The 15,361-nt window shown below is 63.2% G+C and carries 14 protein-coding genes; 5 read left to right on the top strand and 9 right to left on the bottom strand.

Annotated elements, in window-relative coordinates:
- Nucleotides 1-139: 139 nt before the first annotated feature.
- The 5 genes from FHW69_RS18230 to grxD all read right to left on the bottom strand — a co-directional run bounded on the left by FHW69_RS18230 (nucleotide 140) and on the right by grxD (nucleotide 7,353).
- Nucleotides 140-3,499 (bottom strand): carboxypeptidase regulatory-like domain-containing protein, encoded by a 3,360-nt coding sequence (locus tag FHW69_RS18230; protein ID WP_183424538.1) that lies wholly within the window; start codon nucleotides 3,497-3,499, stop codon nucleotides 140-142.
- Between the two features lie 277 nt (nucleotides 3,500-3,776).
- Complete coding sequence (locus FHW69_RS18225; protein WP_183424537.1) at nucleotides 3,777-5,489, bottom strand: lysophospholipid acyltransferase family protein; 1,713 nt, start codon at nucleotides 5,487-5,489, stop codon at nucleotides 3,777-3,779.
- Between the two features lie 117 nt (nucleotides 5,490-5,606).
- Nucleotides 5,607-6,203, bottom strand: coding sequence for a YhgN family NAAT transporter (locus FHW69_RS18220; RefSeq protein ID WP_183424536.1), 597 nt, complete (start codon nucleotides 6,201-6,203; stop codon nucleotides 5,607-5,609).
- 56 nt (nucleotides 6,204-6,259) lie between these two features.
- Nucleotides 6,260-7,033 (bottom strand): SDR family NAD(P)-dependent oxidoreductase, encoded by a 774-nt coding sequence (locus tag FHW69_RS18215; RefSeq protein ID WP_183424535.1) that lies wholly within the window; start codon nucleotides 7,031-7,033, stop codon nucleotides 6,260-6,262.
- The gene (gene grxD / locus FHW69_RS18210; RefSeq protein ID WP_183424534.1) at nucleotides 7,030-7,353 is read right to left on the bottom strand and encodes a Grx4 family monothiol glutaredoxin; all 324 of its coding nucleotides are present in this window, start codon (nucleotides 7,351-7,353) and stop codon (nucleotides 7,030-7,032) included. The genes FHW69_RS18215 and grxD overlap by 4 nt, the downstream gene beginning before the upstream one ends.
- A 108-nt stretch (nucleotides 7,354-7,461) precedes the next feature.
- On the opposite strand from grxD, the gene FHW69_RS18205 reads away from it, so the two are divergent.
- The gene (locus tag FHW69_RS18205) at nucleotides 7,462-8,040 is read left to right on the top strand and encodes a Fe-Mn family superoxide dismutase (protein WP_183424533.1); all 579 of its coding nucleotides are present in this window, start codon (nucleotides 7,462-7,464) and stop codon (nucleotides 8,038-8,040) included.
- Between the two features lie 145 nt (nucleotides 8,041-8,185).
- On the opposite strand, the gene FHW69_RS18200 is transcribed toward FHW69_RS18205, so the two are convergent.
- Nucleotides 8,186-9,358: a 5-(carboxyamino)imidazole ribonucleotide synthase gene (locus FHW69_RS18200; RefSeq protein WP_343204050.1), complete on the bottom strand. Its 1,173-nt coding sequence runs from the start codon at nucleotides 9,356-9,358 to the stop codon at nucleotides 8,186-8,188.
- Nucleotides 9,355-9,870, bottom strand: coding sequence for a 5-(carboxyamino)imidazole ribonucleotide mutase (gene purE, locus FHW69_RS18195; RefSeq protein ID WP_183424532.1), 516 nt, complete (start codon nucleotides 9,868-9,870; stop codon nucleotides 9,355-9,357). The genes FHW69_RS18200 and purE overlap by 4 nt, the downstream gene beginning before the upstream one ends.
- A gap of 71 nt (nucleotides 9,871-9,941) precedes the next feature.
- Between purE and FHW69_RS18190 the strand changes: the two genes are divergently transcribed.
- The 4 genes from FHW69_RS18190 to FHW69_RS18175 all read left to right on the top strand — a co-directional run bounded on the left by FHW69_RS18190 (nucleotide 9,942) and on the right by FHW69_RS18175 (nucleotide 13,947).
- Nucleotides 9,942-10,232 (top strand): Trm112 family protein, encoded by a 291-nt coding sequence (locus FHW69_RS18190; protein WP_183424531.1) that lies wholly within the window; start codon nucleotides 9,942-9,944, stop codon nucleotides 10,230-10,232.
- 74 nt (nucleotides 10,233-10,306) lie between these two features.
- Nucleotides 10,307-12,598 carry a DUF1631 domain-containing protein gene (locus tag FHW69_RS18185; RefSeq protein ID WP_183424530.1) on the top strand — a complete coding sequence of 764 codons (2,292 nt, stop codon included), beginning with the start codon at nucleotides 10,307-10,309 and terminating at the stop codon, nucleotides 12,596-12,598.
- Entirely contained in the window at nucleotides 12,595-13,470 is an 876-nt protein-coding gene (gene nadC, locus FHW69_RS18180) for a carboxylating nicotinate-nucleotide diphosphorylase (protein WP_183424529.1), read from the top strand. Before FHW69_RS18185 ends, nadC begins: the two co-directional genes overlap by 4 nt.
- 69 nt (nucleotides 13,471-13,539) lie before the next feature.
- Nucleotides 13,540-13,947, top strand: a complete 408-nt coding sequence (locus tag FHW69_RS18175; protein WP_183424528.1) for a DUF3301 domain-containing protein — start codon at nucleotides 13,540-13,542, stop codon at nucleotides 13,945-13,947.
- 135 nt (nucleotides 13,948-14,082) lie between these two features.
- On the opposite strand, the gene FHW69_RS18170 is transcribed toward FHW69_RS18175, so the two are convergent.
- Both FHW69_RS18170 and FHW69_RS18165 read right to left on the bottom strand, forming a co-directional pair.
- The gene (locus FHW69_RS18170) at nucleotides 14,083-14,526 is read right to left on the bottom strand and encodes a ClpXP protease specificity-enhancing factor (RefSeq protein WP_183424566.1); all 444 of its coding nucleotides are present in this window, start codon (nucleotides 14,524-14,526) and stop codon (nucleotides 14,083-14,085) included.
- Nucleotides 14,527-14,664: 138 nt separating this feature from the next.
- Nucleotides 14,665-15,300 carry a glutathione S-transferase N-terminal domain-containing protein gene (locus tag FHW69_RS18165; RefSeq protein WP_183424527.1) on the bottom strand — a complete coding sequence of 212 codons (636 nt, stop codon included), beginning with the start codon at nucleotides 15,298-15,300 and terminating at the stop codon, nucleotides 14,665-14,667.
- Nucleotides 15,301-15,361 lie beyond the last annotated feature (61 nt).

Genomic DNA, 15,361 nt, shown 5'->3' with positions numbered 1-15,361 from the left:
ACCGCTTAGGATCACGCGCGCCCGGCACGGGGTCAAGCAGCCTATTCAGGCTGCCGCCAGACTGGCCATTTCCGGGCCAAAAAAAACCGGCGCCACAAGGGCGCCGGCTTTCATGTCGCAAGTTCTTAAGGGGTGAACCTTAGAACGTGTACTTGACGGTCAGCATGGCGGACCAGCGCTGCGACGGGCTCAGCGACTCATTGACCGGCAGCGGCGTGCTGTTCGGGATGTAGTTGCCGGCGGCATCCTTGTACTTGGAAGCCGAGATGTCATACACGTACTTGCCATTGGCATCGACGACGGCGTCAGCCAGCGAACGGATGCCCGGGAAGGTGGCGCGACGCTCCACGCCCCACTTCTTGTTGACCATGTTCGTGAAGTTGTAGATGTCGAGCGACACCACACCCTTGTTGCCATCGAACAGGCCCGGGATTTCCTGACGGAACGACAGGTCCAGCTGGTTCAGCCAGGGAGCGCGCGTGGCGTTGCGGCCGGCGACACCACCCTTGTGCGAGCTGAGGTAGCCGTCGCTGTTCACGTAGTCCATGAACTGCTGCTTCATGGTGTCGGTGACCTTGGCGGCCCACTTCACGTCGTTGACCGAGGACGGGATGTACGCCAGGTCGCGGGCGTAGCCGTCACCGTTGACGTCGCTACCGAACACCCAGCTATACGGCGAACCGGAGTGACCGTCGTAGGTCGCACTGATCGTCGTGGCGTAGTCGCCGAAGAAGCGATGCTGCCAGCTCAGCGAAGCCAGGACGCGCTTCGGGATCGAGTACAGCGAGGTGGTCGCCTTGTCTTCGTTCGGGTTCGTCCAGACGTTGCCCTGGTAGTTCGACGAGGCAACGCTCGAGGTACCCGGGTTGACGTCCGTTGCGCGGTTCCAGCTGAAACCAACGGCGCCGAACCAGCTGTCCGAGAACGCCTTCTTGAACGACAGCGTGACGTTGTCCGACTTGCCCTTGCTGGTGTTGGTCAGACGCGTGACCGAACGGTCAAAGGCCTGGTTCGAGTTGTAACGCTCGTTGGTCGAGGAGTTCGACAGTGCGCCGTTGAGCAGCGTCGGGCCCCAATAGATGTTGCGACCATCCTGGGTCGTGCCGGTCGGCGCGCCAAGGTTGATGTTCTGGTACAGGATGCCGTCACGGACCTTGAGGTGGATCCACTCAAGCGACGCGACGATGCCCATCCACGGCAGTTCGTGATCGACGGCCAGGCTCATCTTCCACACGGTCGGCTGCTTGAAGTCGCGGTCGACGGTGTCGACAGCCATCTTCGCGGAAGACGAACCGAGGACGCGCGAGGTGCCCGGGGTGATCGGGTTGTTCGGGTCGTAGCTCGGAGCCGGCTTCGCGCCGACGCCAGCAAGGTTGGAACCCGGCAGGCCGCTGGCATTGTCGGTCACGTTGTACGTACCAACGTTGAAACCGTTGTTGGCGTACGAGTTGGACAGCCACACGCTCGGGCCGTTGGCGATGAACAGGCCAGCGCCACCGCGCAGCTGGGTCATGCGCTCGGTGTCGAAAGCGTAGTTGAACGAGAGACGCGGCTGAACAACGCGGTTGCCGTTGATCGTGGTGCTGTTGGAGTAGCCGAAGCCGCCCTTCGCAGCGACGCATGCAACCGAACCGTTTGCGTTGTAAGCCGTGAACGACTTGCCCGGAGCAGCGGCGAAGCACGGATTCTCAAGCGGCTTGTCGTTGGTTAGCGGAATATCAAGACGCACGCCGTACTGCAGCGACAGCGCCGGGGTGACCTGCCAGGTGTCCTGCAGGAACAGGCCGTACTGGTTGAGCTTGTAGCGGGCAGCCACGTCGTCGAGGCTGTAGCCATTGACCGGAGTCTTCAGCTGGTAGTTGTACCAACCGCCATTCGCGAACTGGTTCAGGTTGAACTGGTACGAACCATAAGCGCGCTGCAGGAACGCGTTGTAGTAGTCGTCCTGCTCAAAGTCGACGCCGCCCTTCAGGGTGTGGTCGTCCAGGTACACGGTGGCAGCAAGGAACGCGTTCCAGGTCTTCACCTTCAGCGCATTGACCTGGCTGCTCGGCTCGGTGCCGATGGCAACGTTGACACCGCCGGTGGCAGCGTCGTTACCCGGATACACCTGGATGTACGGCTGAGCGCCACCCACCAGCGACGAACGGCCCTGGTCGTACGTGGAGTACGAAATGGCGGCTTCGGTCGAGAACGTTTCGTTCCAGTCGTCGTAGAAGTTGAGGGTGTAGCTCTTGTTGTCGCGGTTCTTGTAGTACCAGTCGCTGCTCAGGTTGAGGTACGTGGTACCGCCGGCCGTGGCGATCGGCTGGTTTTCCTTCGTGCGGTTGTAACGGAACGTGGCGCGATGGCTGTCGGTGATGTTCCAGTCGAACTTGATCAGCGACCGCTTGTCGACCATGTCGAACTTGTCGGTGTAGTTACCCGGCTTCAGACCGAGCTGGGTCGCCAGGTTGGTGATCTGCTGAACCTGAGCGTTGGTCAGACCCTGCACCGGGTTGGCGGCGCTGGAGTCACGCGGGCCGTAGCTGGTGCCTACGCCAGTCTTCTTGGCTTCTTCATAACCTGCGAAGAAGAACAGCTTGTCCTTGATGATCGGGCCGCCAACGGTGGCGCCGGCCGTCCAGTTCTTGTCAAAGCCGTTGTACTTGGACGACTGACCCGACGAGTTGCGCAGTTCGCCAACCATGTCGTTCGTGTTCTGGAACGCATAGTAGACCGAGCCGTGGAATTCGTTGGTACCGCTCTTGGTCACAGCATTGATGCTGGCACCGACGCCGCGGCGGGCAGCCACGTCGTAGTTGGCGGTGGAGATGTTGTATTCCTCGATCGTGTCCTGCGAGATCGGCGAACCGACGCTGGCCAGGCCGTTGTCTTCCAGGCCGAACGGGTCGCCCGCGCTGACCGAGTCAATGGTGATCGAGTTGTAACGGAAGTTCTGGCCCAGAGCCGAGATCTGGCCGCGGTCACGATCCGAAATCTGCACGCGCGGATCAAGACGGGCAATGTCCTGGATCGAGCGGTTCGGGGTCGGCACGGCTTCGAGTTCGCGACGGGACAGGTTGGTCGTCAGACCCTTGTTGTCCGGCGAGAAGGTGCTGGCCAGCGAGCTCGCCGAGACCGTGACGCCTTCCAGCGACTGTGCGCCCTGCGCAGCAGCCGGGCTGAGATTGATAGCCGTGTTCTGCGACAAAGCGAGGTACACGTCGTGCTGTTCAGCAACCTGCTGACCGCCAGCGCTCGTAGCGACCACATCGAACGGGCCACCGACGCGCAGACCCTGTGCGGCGTAACGACCGTCGGCATCGGTGGTCACGATCTTCGTGGTACCGGACGGCTCATGCACCACCTTGACGGTGGCGTTCGCAACCGGCTTGCCGGAAGCGTCCACGACGCGGCCGCTGATGGCCGACGAAGTGTCCTGTGCGAAGGCGGGAGCGCCGGCCAGCAGCGATGCGATGGCAAGCGGCAAGAGTTTGGCGCGGATTCGGCTATTCATTTAATGGTCGACCCTGTGGCTTCTTAACGAACGAGATTTTTTTGGCAAGACAAAGCCGCGGCCCGGCGGTTGCCAGGCTTTCGGTTTTATCGGGCTGTTCCCCAACTCTCAGACTTACAACGCGCCCGTGATGCCGATCACGTTCCAGTGGATGACGCGCAAGTTGTTAAGCCGACTTTAACGGCATTGTATGACAGATTTGTAACCAATTCACGCCAAAATTACGAAATACCACTTTTTTCTGCGGAATCGGGGAGAATTCGCAGAAACCTGATATTTAAGCGTTTTTGCCTAAATACCGGGCGCGCTTCGCCGGCTTGAGAGAAGCCAGGTCCAGCATCACCAGGCCGTCAACACAGCCTGAAAAGCCCGGATCTTCGCCAAAATCGAGGAATTGAACGCCTTCAGGATCGACCAGATCCACGTACTGACGATAGAGGACCGGGAGGGTAACGCCGAGGGCGTCCAACCGGTTCTTGAGTCGGCCAAGCCCCGTTGCGGGGTCAAGACCAGCCAATTCCGCCCGCACGACATCAATAACGGCGGGAGAAATTACGAACGGCTGCCGGGCGGCAGCAAGGCCTGTCACACCAAAGTAATGCTGGTGTGCTGCGGCAATCCACTCGCGTGCCTCGCGCGGCATGCTGACCGACATGCTCACGGGGCCAAACAGGTAACGCAGCTCACGATGACGCTGCAAATACAGGCCAATGCCCTGCCACAGCTGATCCAGCGCCCGCGAGCGCCAGTAGGCCGGAGCGATGAAACTGCGGCCAAGCTCCAGCCCCTGGGCCAGACGCGACTCCAGCGCCGGCGAGTAGTCGAACAGGCTGGAGGTGTACAGCGAGGTCATGCCACGCTCGGCAATCAGCTTGCCGCCATGGCCGAAACGGTAAGCGCCCACGATGCGCAGGGCTTTTGCATCCCATAGCACCAGATGCTCGTAGTGCGGGTCATAGGCGTCCAGGTCACGGCGCATGCCGGTACCCTCGCCCACCCGGCGAAACGTCAGCTCGCGCAGACGCCCGATCTCCCGCAGTGCAGGACTCTCAGCCGAACCCTGCATCAACAGAATCTGTTTGCCGTCGGCCAGATCAGCCAGCACTTCGGCACGGGCCAGATCGGCCACCACACGCTCCATGGGTTCCGGGTGCGCCAGCGGCGTCTGACCGCCAAAGATCAGCCCACGGTGACGGCCCACGCGATACACGTGGCGACGCATCAGCTTCGCAGCCTGCTCGGCCGAACCACCGCTGCGCTGTTTCAACTCGTCAGCGCCAATGAGGGCGCCAATACGGAACCCGACACGCTGACGGCGCTGCGCGGTGGCTTCGCGCGGCAGCATGGCGGTGCCCAACGGCTTTGCCAGCATGGACAGGCCATAGAACATCGCCGAATTGCGCGCAGCAATATGTACGGGCAGCACAGGCACGCCCATGCGCATGGCGATGCGTGCAAAGCCATCGGACCACTGGCCATCGCGCACGCCACCCGGGCGCATGCGGGACACTTCGCCAGCCGGGAAAATCACCAGGACCTCGCCCGCTTCCAGCGCGCGGAAAATGCCGCGCATCTTCGAGGCGGCACCCTTGCCGAAAACATCAACCGGCAACAGCAACGGGCCGAGCTGCGGTACGGCCGCAAGCACGTCGTTGCCAAGGATGCGCACGTCGCGGCGCACCGAACCAATGAGCTGCAACAACGCAATCGCGTCCACCATGCCCAACGGATGGTTGGCCACGACGATCAACGGTCCTTCGACCGGAATGTTCTCGCGCTCACGCTCCGTGACGCGGCAGCTGACGCCGAGGTAATCCAGCGTGCGCTCGCAGAAATCGAAGCCCTGAGCGTGCCCTGCGTGATCCAGTGTCGCGTTGAAACGCGTTTCGTGGGCGAGCTTTTCCAGCATGCCAGCTACCGGCTTGCGGATGCGCGGATGCTGCGCCAACCACGGAATGCGATCAGTGAGGGCCTGTTCGATGCTCAACATGACGTGCTCCTTGAGTGTGAACGGCCGCCGGAAGCGGTCAGACCGGCTCCTGGGCATGCTGCTGCCCAATTATGACAGCAAGGTGATGGAAAGGGGCCCGATCGTCGACGGAGCGCGTCAGACTGCAATGTGCAGGTAGGCGGAAAGCCCGGCCAGGAACATCTGTACCGACAGCGCAATCAACAACATACCCATCAATCGTTCCAGCGCCGTCAGCACGCTTTCGCCCAGCCACTTGAACAGATAAGTAGAACTCAAAAGGATGATGGCCGTGGCCAGCCAGGCGAGAAACAAGGCCATGCCCCACTCGGCCGTGCGACCCGGCTGCGAATTGGTCAGCAGAAGCAACGCGGCCATGGCCGAAGGCCCTGCCACGCCGGGAATGGCCATCGGCACGATGAAGGGCTCGCCCTCACCCGGTTTACCGAACACGCCGCCATCGACCGGCGGAAACACCATGCGGATACCGATCAGGAACAGCACGATGCCGCCAGCGATGCTCACCGACTCCTGGCGTAGCTGCAGCACTTTAAGAATGTACTGACCGCCAAGCAGGAAACCCACCAGCACGAAAAGCGCAATCAGCAGCTCCCGAATCATGACCTTGCGGCGCCGCTGCGGCGGCACGTCTTTCAGCAGGGCCAGAAACAGCGGGATATTGCCCAGCGGGTCCATGATCAGGAACAGCAGGATACCCGCGGACAACGTCGTCATCTGCGCTTCCATGAAGCGTTACCTCCGGCCAGCGCGCACCTGCGCGCGGCTCATAGTTAGTGGTTGTCGCGAAGATCCAGCACGTGGCCACGAAGCGTTCCGGCGTCGGGCGAGAGCAGCCACGTGACCGCTTTCGCGGCTTCGGTGGGCAGCGGCCTGCGCGATGTGTCTTCGCCGTAGTACGCACTGCGGCGCAGCGACGTACGCATGGGCGCGGGCAGCACTGCATGCACACGCAGCACGTCCCTGCTGTTTTCCGCGTGCAGGATGGCCGTCATGCGCTCAACGCCCGCCTTTGACACGCCATAGGCTCCCCAGTGCGCACGCGACACGAGCTGGGCGTCGTCCAGCACAAAGACCACGGCACTGTCTGGCGCCGCCGTCAGCAACGGCATGCAGGCCTGGGTCAGTGCGAACGGCGCGGACACATTCACCTGCAACGCACGGAGCCAGTCGTCCGGCTTGTGCATCGACATCGGTGTCAGCTCATTGAAGTGCGCGGCGGCATGTACCACACCATCAAGACGGCCAAGGTCTGCCGCGATGCCATCGGCAAGCGCTGCGTAGTCGGCCGGCGTGGCGCTTTCAAGATCCAGCGGGTGAATGACGGGCTGCGGCGCACCCAGCGCCACGAGCTCGTCGTACAGCTTTTCCAGCGCCCTGACCTTGCGACCGGAGATGACGACCGTCGCGCCAGCAAGGGCGACGTGGCGCGCTACTTCGCCACCCAGTCCGCCTGTGGCGCCGGTGACCAGAATGACGCGACCGGCCAGTGATGTGGCGGACTCGTCACGCGTGTCCGGCAAGCGGGCACTGGCCAGAGCACTCACGGAGCATTCCCCGACACGTCCTCAGCCATGCGCTTCAGTTCGCCTGCCTTGTGCAGATCTTCGATGATGTCGCAGCCACCCATCAGCTCGCCCTGGATGAACAACTGCGGGAACGTGGGCCAGTTGGAGTACTGCGGAAGGCTGGCGCGGATCTGCGGCTCTTCCAGAACGTTGATCGCATGGAAGGAGGCGCCCGCCACCTGCAGCGCCTGCACGGCGCGCGCGGAGAAGCCACACATCGGATATTCCGGCGTGCCCTTCATGAAAAGAACGATCGGATGGCCCGTCACGATGGCCTTGATTCGCTCAACAACGTCCATAGCTCAGTTTCATCATTAGAATGCGGATAGTTCCGTAGTGTAGCAGTGAGCGCGACAGCGCCCTGCTTCGCCTTTTAACCACCCCAGCCAACGCTAAGGAGTCCCCTGATGGCGATCGAGCTTCCCCCGCTTCCCTATGAAAAGAATGCTCTCGAGCCGCATATCTCGGCCGAGACGCTCGAATTCCACTACGGCAAGCATCATCAGGCGTATGTGACCAACCTCAACAACCTCATCAAGGGGACCGAGTTCGAGAACGCCGACCTGGTGGACATCGTCAAGAAGTCCTCCGGCGGCATTTTCAACAATGCAGCCCAGATCTGGAACCACACGTTCTACTGGAATTCGATGGGTCCGAACCGCGGCGGCGCCCCGTCCGGCAAGCTGGCCGACGCCATCGACAAGGCATTCGGCTCGTTCGACAAGTTCAAGGAAGAGTTCACCAAGTCGGCCATCGGCAACTTCGGTTCCGGCTGGACCTGGCTGGTGCAGCGTCCGGATGGCTCGCTGGGCATCGTCAACACGTCCAACGCCGCCACGCCGATCACCGGCAGCGACACGCCGCTGTTCACCGCCGACGTGTGGGAACACGCTTACTACATCGACTACCGCAACGCCCGCCCGAAGTACGTCGAGGCGTTCTGGAATCTGGTCAACTGGGACTTTGCTGGCAAGAACCTGGCGTAAGTCACCACGAAACAAAACAAAAAGGGCGGCCTCATGGCCGCCCTTTTTGCTGTCTGTGGCCGGTGAGGGTCACGCAAAGCGAGTGATCCTGCGAGGCGCAAGGACGAAGCATCCTCGCCAGCAGGCCCGCTCCAGGACCACCCACCTACCCCAGCAACGCCACCGCAGGCTCCGCCTGCCCGTCACGTCCCAACTCACTGGCAACCTGCACCAGGCGTTCGCGCAGCGAGCCCGAATCCGGCGCACAAATAGTGGCGTGGCCGACCTTGCGGCCGGCGCGCGCCTCTTTACCGTAGTCGTGCCAATGGCCATCGACCACGCTCAGCACGGGCGCCGGATCAGGCATCTCACCGATCCAGTTGAACATGGCCGAACAGCCACGCGCCCCGGTATCGCCCAGCGGCAAGCCCAGCACGGCGCGGATGTGATTCTCGAACTGGCTCGTATGCGCCCCCTCGATGGTCCAGTGCCCGGAGTTATGCACGCGCGGAGCCATCTCGTTGCCCAGCAACTCGCCGTTGCGGACGAACAGCTCAAGCGCGAACACGCCGACGTAATCCAGCCGCTCTGCCAGCGTCCGCGCGTGGGCGGCAGCCGTTTCGACCAGAGCGTCCGACGTGTCTGGCGCAGGGGCGAGGCTGAGCGAAAGCACGCCGTCGACGTGCCAGTTGCGCGTCAGCGGCCACATCCGGAACTCGCCGTCGCGGCCACGCACGGCTACCACGGAAAGCTCACGCTCGAAGGGCACGAACGCTTCCAGGATCAGGCCATGGGCGGCAGCGGCCCCGCCCAAAGCTTCCCACGCCGGGCCGATGTCGGCGGCAGAACGGAGACGGAACTGCCCCTTGCCGTCATACCCCAGGCGACGCGTCTTCAGAATGGCCGGAAGACCAATGGTGGCGACGGCGCGCTCCAGATCGTCGCGGGTGTCGACCGCCATGAAATCAGGCGTGTTCAGACCGCATTCGCGAAAGAGCTTCTTTTCGGCCAGCCGGTCCTGAGCTACTGCCAGCGCGGCAGGCGCAGGAAACACCTTAACCCGTGACGCCAGCCACTGGGCGGTAGCAGCGGGCACGTTCTCGAAATCGAAGGTCACGACGTCAACGCGGCTGGCGAAGTCGGCCAGAGCCGCCTCGTCGCGTTCGCCGCGGCCCTCACTCCAGTCGGCCACCATCAGCTCGGTGACCTGTGCGGCGCAGGCGTCGGCCACGCTGTCGACCACCCGTGTGCGGATACCCAGCGGCGCGGCGGCCAGGCTCAGCATGCGGGCGAGTTGCCCTCCGCCGAGGATGCCGACAACGGGAAGGTGGCGGCTCACGTGCGCGGGTCCGGGTTGTCCAGAACAGTGCGGGTCTGCTCGTCGCGGAAGGCATCCAGAGCAGTCGCGATGGCCGGGTCATGCAGAGCCAGCACGGAAGCGGCCATCAGGGCGGCGTTGACCGCGCCCGCACGGCCAATGGCCAGCGTGCCGACCGGGATACCCGCCGGCATCTGCGCAATGGAAAGCAACGAATCCATACCATTCAGGGCCTTGGACTGCACCGGCACGCCAAACACCGGCAGGCGGGTCTTCGCGGCGATCATGCCCGGCAGATGGGCGGCACCGCCCGCACCCGCGATGATGACCTGGAGCCCGCGCCCCACGGCCGTATCAGCGTAATCGAAGAGCAAATCCGGCGTGCGGTGAGCCGAGACCACGCGGACTTCGTGGACGATGCCCAGCCTGGACAGGGTAGCCGAGGCGTTTTCCATCGTTTCCCAGTCAGAGCGCGAGCCCATTACCACGCCGACGCGCGGTGCGGTCGCCTCGTCAGTTGCATTGGAAGTCATGGCCGGAGCACCCAAAAATCGCTATTGTAAGGACATTCCCAGCTACAGGCATGGGCTTGATAGCCCACCATATGGACAAGCGTCTCCTAGACATCCTCTGCTGCCCCGTCAGCAAGCGCCCTCTGCGCCCCCTGACCAGCACCGAACTGAACACCCTGAACGCTGCCATTGGCGCGGGCTCGGTCGATACCGTGGCCGGTGAGCGCGTCAGCGAAGCCTTCGGCGAAGGCCTGATTACCACTGACGAAAAAGTCATCTACCGTGTGGATGATGGCATTCCTGTCATGCTCCCCGAGCAAGGTATCGGGACCACCCAGTTCCCGGGCTTCCCTTCGCCGGCGGGTGTCCCGCAGAATCCGTGACCTGTGTCACAACTCCAGATTGACCCGTCCGGACAATGACGTTCCGGGCGGGGGCCAGGGAAACAGGGTGACCGATGAGTAACGCCAGCGAGCCGTCGTCCAACGTCGTCGACCTCAGTCAGCGCATTGATCCGCGCAGTGACCGCGTGGGCGCACTCCTGGTTACCGTACGGGGCATTGCGACCAAGCGCCTGCATGCGCTGGCCAGCAACATGTTCGAGAACATCGACGACGCCCTCTTCGACCTGGCGGAAAAAGCCGAGAACAACGCGGCCCAGACGCAGTTCTTCGATGGTATGCGCGAAGTTCGCAAGAAGCGCGCCATTGTCGAGCGCACGTTCCTGGGTCAGGTGGCCCGTGATCTGGCCGACTTTTCCACGGGACGCGTACGCCCCGCCGAAGGGGAAACGTCCTCGCGAGCCGCCACCGTCGAGCTCAGCCTGGTCGGTGAAAGCGAACTGGAAGAGACGCTGGCCATCACCAGCATGATCAGCAAGAACGAGTCGCGCCTGGCGCGCGCCCTGTTCGCGGTCAACCAGCGCCTTTCCGTCATCTGCGGTGGCAACCGCATGGACGACGCCACCAATCCGGTGGGCCCCGCGTCGCTGGCCAATGCGTTCAAGCAGGCTATGCGCGAGCTGACGGTGGAAGTCCGCGTCCGCCTCATCATTTACAAGCTCTTCGACCGCTATGTGCTTGCCGGTATCGACGAGTTGTACGAAGAAATCAACAACGAGCTGGCCAATGCCGGCGTGCTGCCACAGCTTCGCCACGAAGTTGCTGGCCGCCGCACGGACGCGCCCACCTCCAGCACCGTGACCGCCACGGGCGAAGTACGCAGTCCGGTTCATGCGGAAGCCTCTCCGGTCACGGACGCTGCCGCCACCGAATTCATGCAGCAGTTGCACGCGCTGTTCATCGCGCGTCGTGGCCCTGAGGGCGCGGCCCTCGGCGTCGGTGCGCCCGTGCCTTCAGGCCCGATGCCCAGCCCCACCGAGCTACTCGGCGCACTGACCCTGCTGCAAAGCCAGATTGCGAGCCTTCCGATGGCCGCCGGCCCGGTCGCCACGCAGGCCGATGTGTCGCGCGACGTTGCCCAGCTCAAGGAACAGCTGCTCACGCAGATCGGCCAGCTTCGCGGCCAGAGCTCGGCGCAGGTGTCGGGCATGGACGAGGACACCATCGACCTGGTGGGCATGCTCTTCGAGTTCATCCTCGAAGATCACAATCTGCCGGCCGAAATGCAGGTGCTTCTGGCACGCCTGCAAATTCCGTATCTGAAAGTTGCCCTGCTCGACCGGCGCATGTTTGCTCACAAGTCGCATCCCGCGCGTCAGTTGCTGGATGCGCTGGCTGACGCGGCGAAAGCCTGGTCTGCGGAATCGGATCGCGATGGACGCCTGTTCGACAAGATGAAGTCCATCGTCGAGCAGCTTCTGCACGATTTCGATGACGACGTGGACATCTTCAACCGCCTCGCCACCGAGCTTCAGGAATTCCTCGATGTCAGCCGCCGCCGCGCCGAACTGGCCGAGCAGCGCGTTGCCGAATCGACCCGTGGTCGCGAAAAGCTGGAACAGGCGCGTCGTCGCGCCGCCCAGGAAATCGTGGGCCGCATTGGCGAGCAGTCACTGCCGCCGCTGATTTACGGCGTGCTGACCCGCGCGTGGGCCAACTACATCGTGCTTACCCTGCTGCGCCAGGGTGAAGAATCACCGGAATTCCGCGAGTCACTTCGCTTCATCACCGACTTCATCGCCAGCGCACGCCCCGTCCATGACGTGGCCGAGCGGCGCGAACTGCGCCTCATGCTTCCCGGTGTGGAGCGCGCACTGCGCAAGGGCCTGAGCGCTGTCGCCTTCCAGGACGCCGACACCGAACAACTGCTTGGCCAGTTGCACGCGTTTTATCGTCAGCAGCTGGGCGAGACCGCGGCCGAGGCCGACTCCGAATCCATCATCGCCAGCGTCATGCCGCTGCCCGAGGCCATTGCGGCCATCGAGGAACCGGTGGTTGAGCCGATGGAAGAAGATGAAGTCCAGACATTGTCCGACGACGCCTTCGACGAGCGCTTCCTTACCCAGGCACGCGAGCTGAAAGTGGGTCAGTGGCTGGAGTTCGTGGAAGAAGACGGCACCTCCGAGCGCGCCAAACTCTCCTGGGTCAGCCCGATCAGCGGACGCTACCTGTTCGTCAACCGCCGTGGCCTGAAGGTCGCGGATCACAGCCTGGCAGGCCTCGCGGCTGCCTTCGCCTCGGGCGCGGCCCGCATCCTCGATTCCTCGCTGCTGTTTGACCGCGCGATGGACGCCATCGTGGAGCGCCTGCGCCAGCCTGAAACCGATCCGGAACACACTGCCGAATGACTGCAAGTCATGTTGCCGCGCTGGCGAAGGCCCTGCCCTCCGCCGCGCAGATCCGTGCTGACGTCGAACGCGCCCTGGCCGAGGATATCGGCACGGGCGACGCTACCGCCGATCTCCTGCCTGCCGAGGGTCGCGCCACAGCGACGCTCACCTGCCGCGAAGACGCCGTCCTGTGCGGCACTGCGTGGTTTGACGCGTGCTTCCGTCAGCTCGACCCAAATGTCAGCATCACCTGGACCGCCGCCGACGGGGACCGCATTCCTGCCGGCATCCGCCTGGCTGAAATACGCGGGCAAGCCCGCGCGCTGGTGACGGCGGAACGTTCGGCGCTCAACTTCCTCCAGTTGCTTTCAGCCACGGCGACGGTCACCGGTCGCTACGTGGATGCCATCGCCGGCACGCGCACCAGGCTTCTGGACACCCGCAAGACGATCCCCGGCCTGCGCATGGCACAGAAGTACGCTGTGCTCTGCGGCGGTGGCGTGAATCATCGCGTGGGTCTGTTCGACGCCCTGCTGGTCAAGGAAAACCATATCGCGGCCGCAGGCGGCATCGCAGCCGCTGTACGCGCCGGCCGCGAGAAGCACCCCGGCCTGCTGCTGGAAGTGGAAGTCGAAAACCAGTCGGAGCTGGAACAGGCTCTCGCCGCAGGGGTCGACCGGGTCATGCTCGACAACTACACGCCCGAGCAATTGGCCGAGGCCGTCCGCTTCGTGGATGGCCGTGTTTCGCTGGAAGTCTCCGGCAACGTGGAGATCGACACCATTCGCGCCATCGCGGAAACGGGCGTGGATTACATCTCCAGCGGGGCATTGACCAAGCACGTGCGCGCCATTGATCTGTCGCTGCGTTTGCAGATGGATGCGAACTGATCGCATCCAGGGCGGCATCTAAGAAACCTTCCCCTTGCGGTGCCGGGTGGGCGGCCACACACTCAGTTAATGGTTACCTTTCCCGATCTGTTCTGGCTGCTGCTTCTCGGGGGCGTCATTGGCGCCTGGCTGAAGCTGACACGCGCCCGCGAGGTCGCCGCACGTGAGGCGCAGGCCCTATGCCAGCGACATGGCCTGCAATTACTGGATCAGAGCGTGGGATTGCGCGGCATCCGGCTGCGCCGTTTCGGCGAATCGCGTCGACTGGAGCGCTGCTACGGCTTTGAAGTAAGCGTCGATGGGCAAACCCGCGAGCCCGCCCGCCTGTGGATGGCCGAAAACGTCATGACCGGCTTCAGCCTGCCAACGCATGACACGCGCGAACTGGCGTCCGTGGTCGCCACGCAGACCAACCTGCCGGGACACAACGAAAACAATGTGATTTCACTGGCAGAGCGACGGCAGTCTCGCCACTGATTGCGAGGTTTCGCTTCGCGAGAATCGCGGGCAATCCCGCGCCCACAAGAAGCAGGCAGCGGATTGTGGAAGTGAGCCTGCGAGCGAGCGACGGATGCTCGCCAGCAGCCTCAAGCAAGCACAGGCAGACAGCCGTTACTTCACAACCCGCAGATGCGGTGCACCGCGCTTCGGACGGTCGTCATCGCCGCCCGTCTCTGGCGTGTCGGGCGACTGCGATTCATCCGCCTCTTCGGTAGACTCCATCGCGCCAGCCGGCATGGGATCGTTCTCGTCTGCGGGAAACATCATGCCCTGCCCGTTCTCCTGCGCATAAAGCGCGAGCACGGCGGTAATGGGAATGTGGATCGACTGGCTCACACCCGAAAAGCGGGCCTGAAACGTGATGCGCTCGTTGCCCAGATCAAGGTTGCCCACGGCGCGCATGGCCAGATTCAGCACGACCTGGCCGTTCTTGACCACATGCGCAGGCACGCGAACGCCCGGCTGCGAGGCATCCACCAGCACGTACGGCGTGAGGCCGTTATCGCTGATCCAGTCGTAAATGGCCCGCAACAGGTAGGGGCGGTTGGAGGTCATACCCGCAGTGTCGTTCATATCCATGCTACCTGTCCTCGTCTTTCCCGCCGGTTGGTCGGGTGCACCCGTGCCCCGGCAGGGCAAGGCCTAAGAGGAGAGTGTATGCGAAGAGGCGGTATGGGAGCTATGTGACAGCGCTCAAGGCAGCGCAATATCCCGCATGGCCCGCTCATCGGCGGTCAGGCTGCGTGCAAACCCCTGGCTGTGAAACAGGCGCTCGCCGTAGTCGATCACGGGCTTGCCCTCTTTGCCCAGGTCCACACCCAGCCAGTTCAGCCGCCAGATCACCGGTGCCACCAGGCAGTCGATCAGGCTCATTTCCGGATTGAGGAAGAAACGGGATGCCTTGAACAGCGGCACCGACATCAGCAGATGTTCGCGCAGCCGCTTGCGTGCCGCGTCGGCAGGCTTGCCGCCCGCGCGGATCACGTCGATCTCCGGCAGCCAGTCGTGCTCGATGCGCCAGGAGCCCAGGCGAAGCCTTGCGCGCGACAGCGGATCAATCGGCATCAGCGGGGGGTGCGGATAGCGCTCATCGAGGTATTCGCAAATGACCGATGCGTCGTACAGCGTGAGATCGCGATCCACCAGCGTGGGCCGCGTGCCGTAGGGATTGAGGTCCAGCAGATCAGCAGGCAAGTCGTCGCCGGCCACCAGGATGCGGTCATACGTGACGCCCTTCGCGGCCAGCACCATCCTCGTGCGATGGCTTTGTACATCGTCAGCATTGGTGTACAGCGCAAGCGCCGTACGTGAGCGTGCATTCTGGACCATGGTGCAGATATCCCTCCCCAACCGGTCACATACGAAACGGGGCGGCTATGGGCCGCCCCGT

Origin of the sequence: Luteibacter sp. Sphag1AF, assembly GCF_014192715.1 — a bacterium.
Classification (GTDB): Bacteria; Pseudomonadota; Gammaproteobacteria; order Xanthomonadales; family Rhodanobacteraceae; genus Luteibacter.
Note: the sequence above shows the minus strand (reverse complement) of the source record. Positions and strands in the feature narration are given on the sequence as shown.

Bases quoted from the DNA above. Each gene is read 5' to 3' on its own strand.
- FHW69_RS18190 (WP_183424531.1), top strand. From the start codon at position 9,942: ATGGACAAGCGTCTCCTAGACATCCTCTGCTGCCCCGTCAGCAAGCGC.
- FHW69_RS18185 (WP_183424530.1), top strand. From the start codon at position 10,307: ATGAGTAACGCCAGCGAGCCGTCGTCCAACGTCGTCGACCTCAGTCAG.
- FHW69_RS18175 (WP_183424528.1), top strand. From the start codon at position 13,540: ATGGTTACCTTTCCCGATCTGTTCTGGCTGCTGCTTCTCGGGGGCGTC.
- FHW69_RS18205 (WP_183424533.1), top strand. From the start codon at position 7,462: ATGGCGATCGAGCTTCCCCCGCTTCCCTATGAAAAGAATGCTCTCGAG.
- nadC (WP_183424529.1), top strand. From the start codon at position 12,595: ATGACTGCAAGTCATGTTGCCGCGCTGGCGAAGGCCCTGCCCTCCGCC.
- FHW69_RS18170 (WP_183424566.1), bottom strand. From the start codon at position 14,526: ATGACCTCCAACCGCCCCTACCTGTTGCGGGCCATTTACGACTGGATC.
- FHW69_RS18230 (WP_183424538.1), bottom strand. From the start codon at position 3,499: ATGAATAGCCGAATCCGCGCCAAACTCTTGCCGCTTGCCATCGCATCG.
- FHW69_RS18220 (WP_183424536.1), bottom strand. From the start codon at position 6,203: ATGACGACGTTGTCCGCGGGTATCCTGCTGTTCCTGATCATGGACCCG.
- FHW69_RS18225 (WP_183424537.1), bottom strand. From the start codon at position 5,489: ATGTTGAGCATCGAACAGGCCCTCACTGATCGCATTCCGTGGTTGGCG.
- purE (WP_183424532.1), bottom strand. From the start codon at position 9,870: ATGACTTCCAATGCAACTGACGAGGCGACCGCACCGCGCGTCGGCGTG.
- grxD (WP_183424534.1), bottom strand. From the start codon at position 7,353: ATGGACGTTGTTGAGCGAATCAAGGCCATCGTGACGGGCCATCCGATC.
- FHW69_RS18165 (WP_183424527.1), bottom strand. From the start codon at position 15,300: ATGGTCCAGAATGCACGCTCACGTACGGCGCTTGCGCTGTACACCAAT.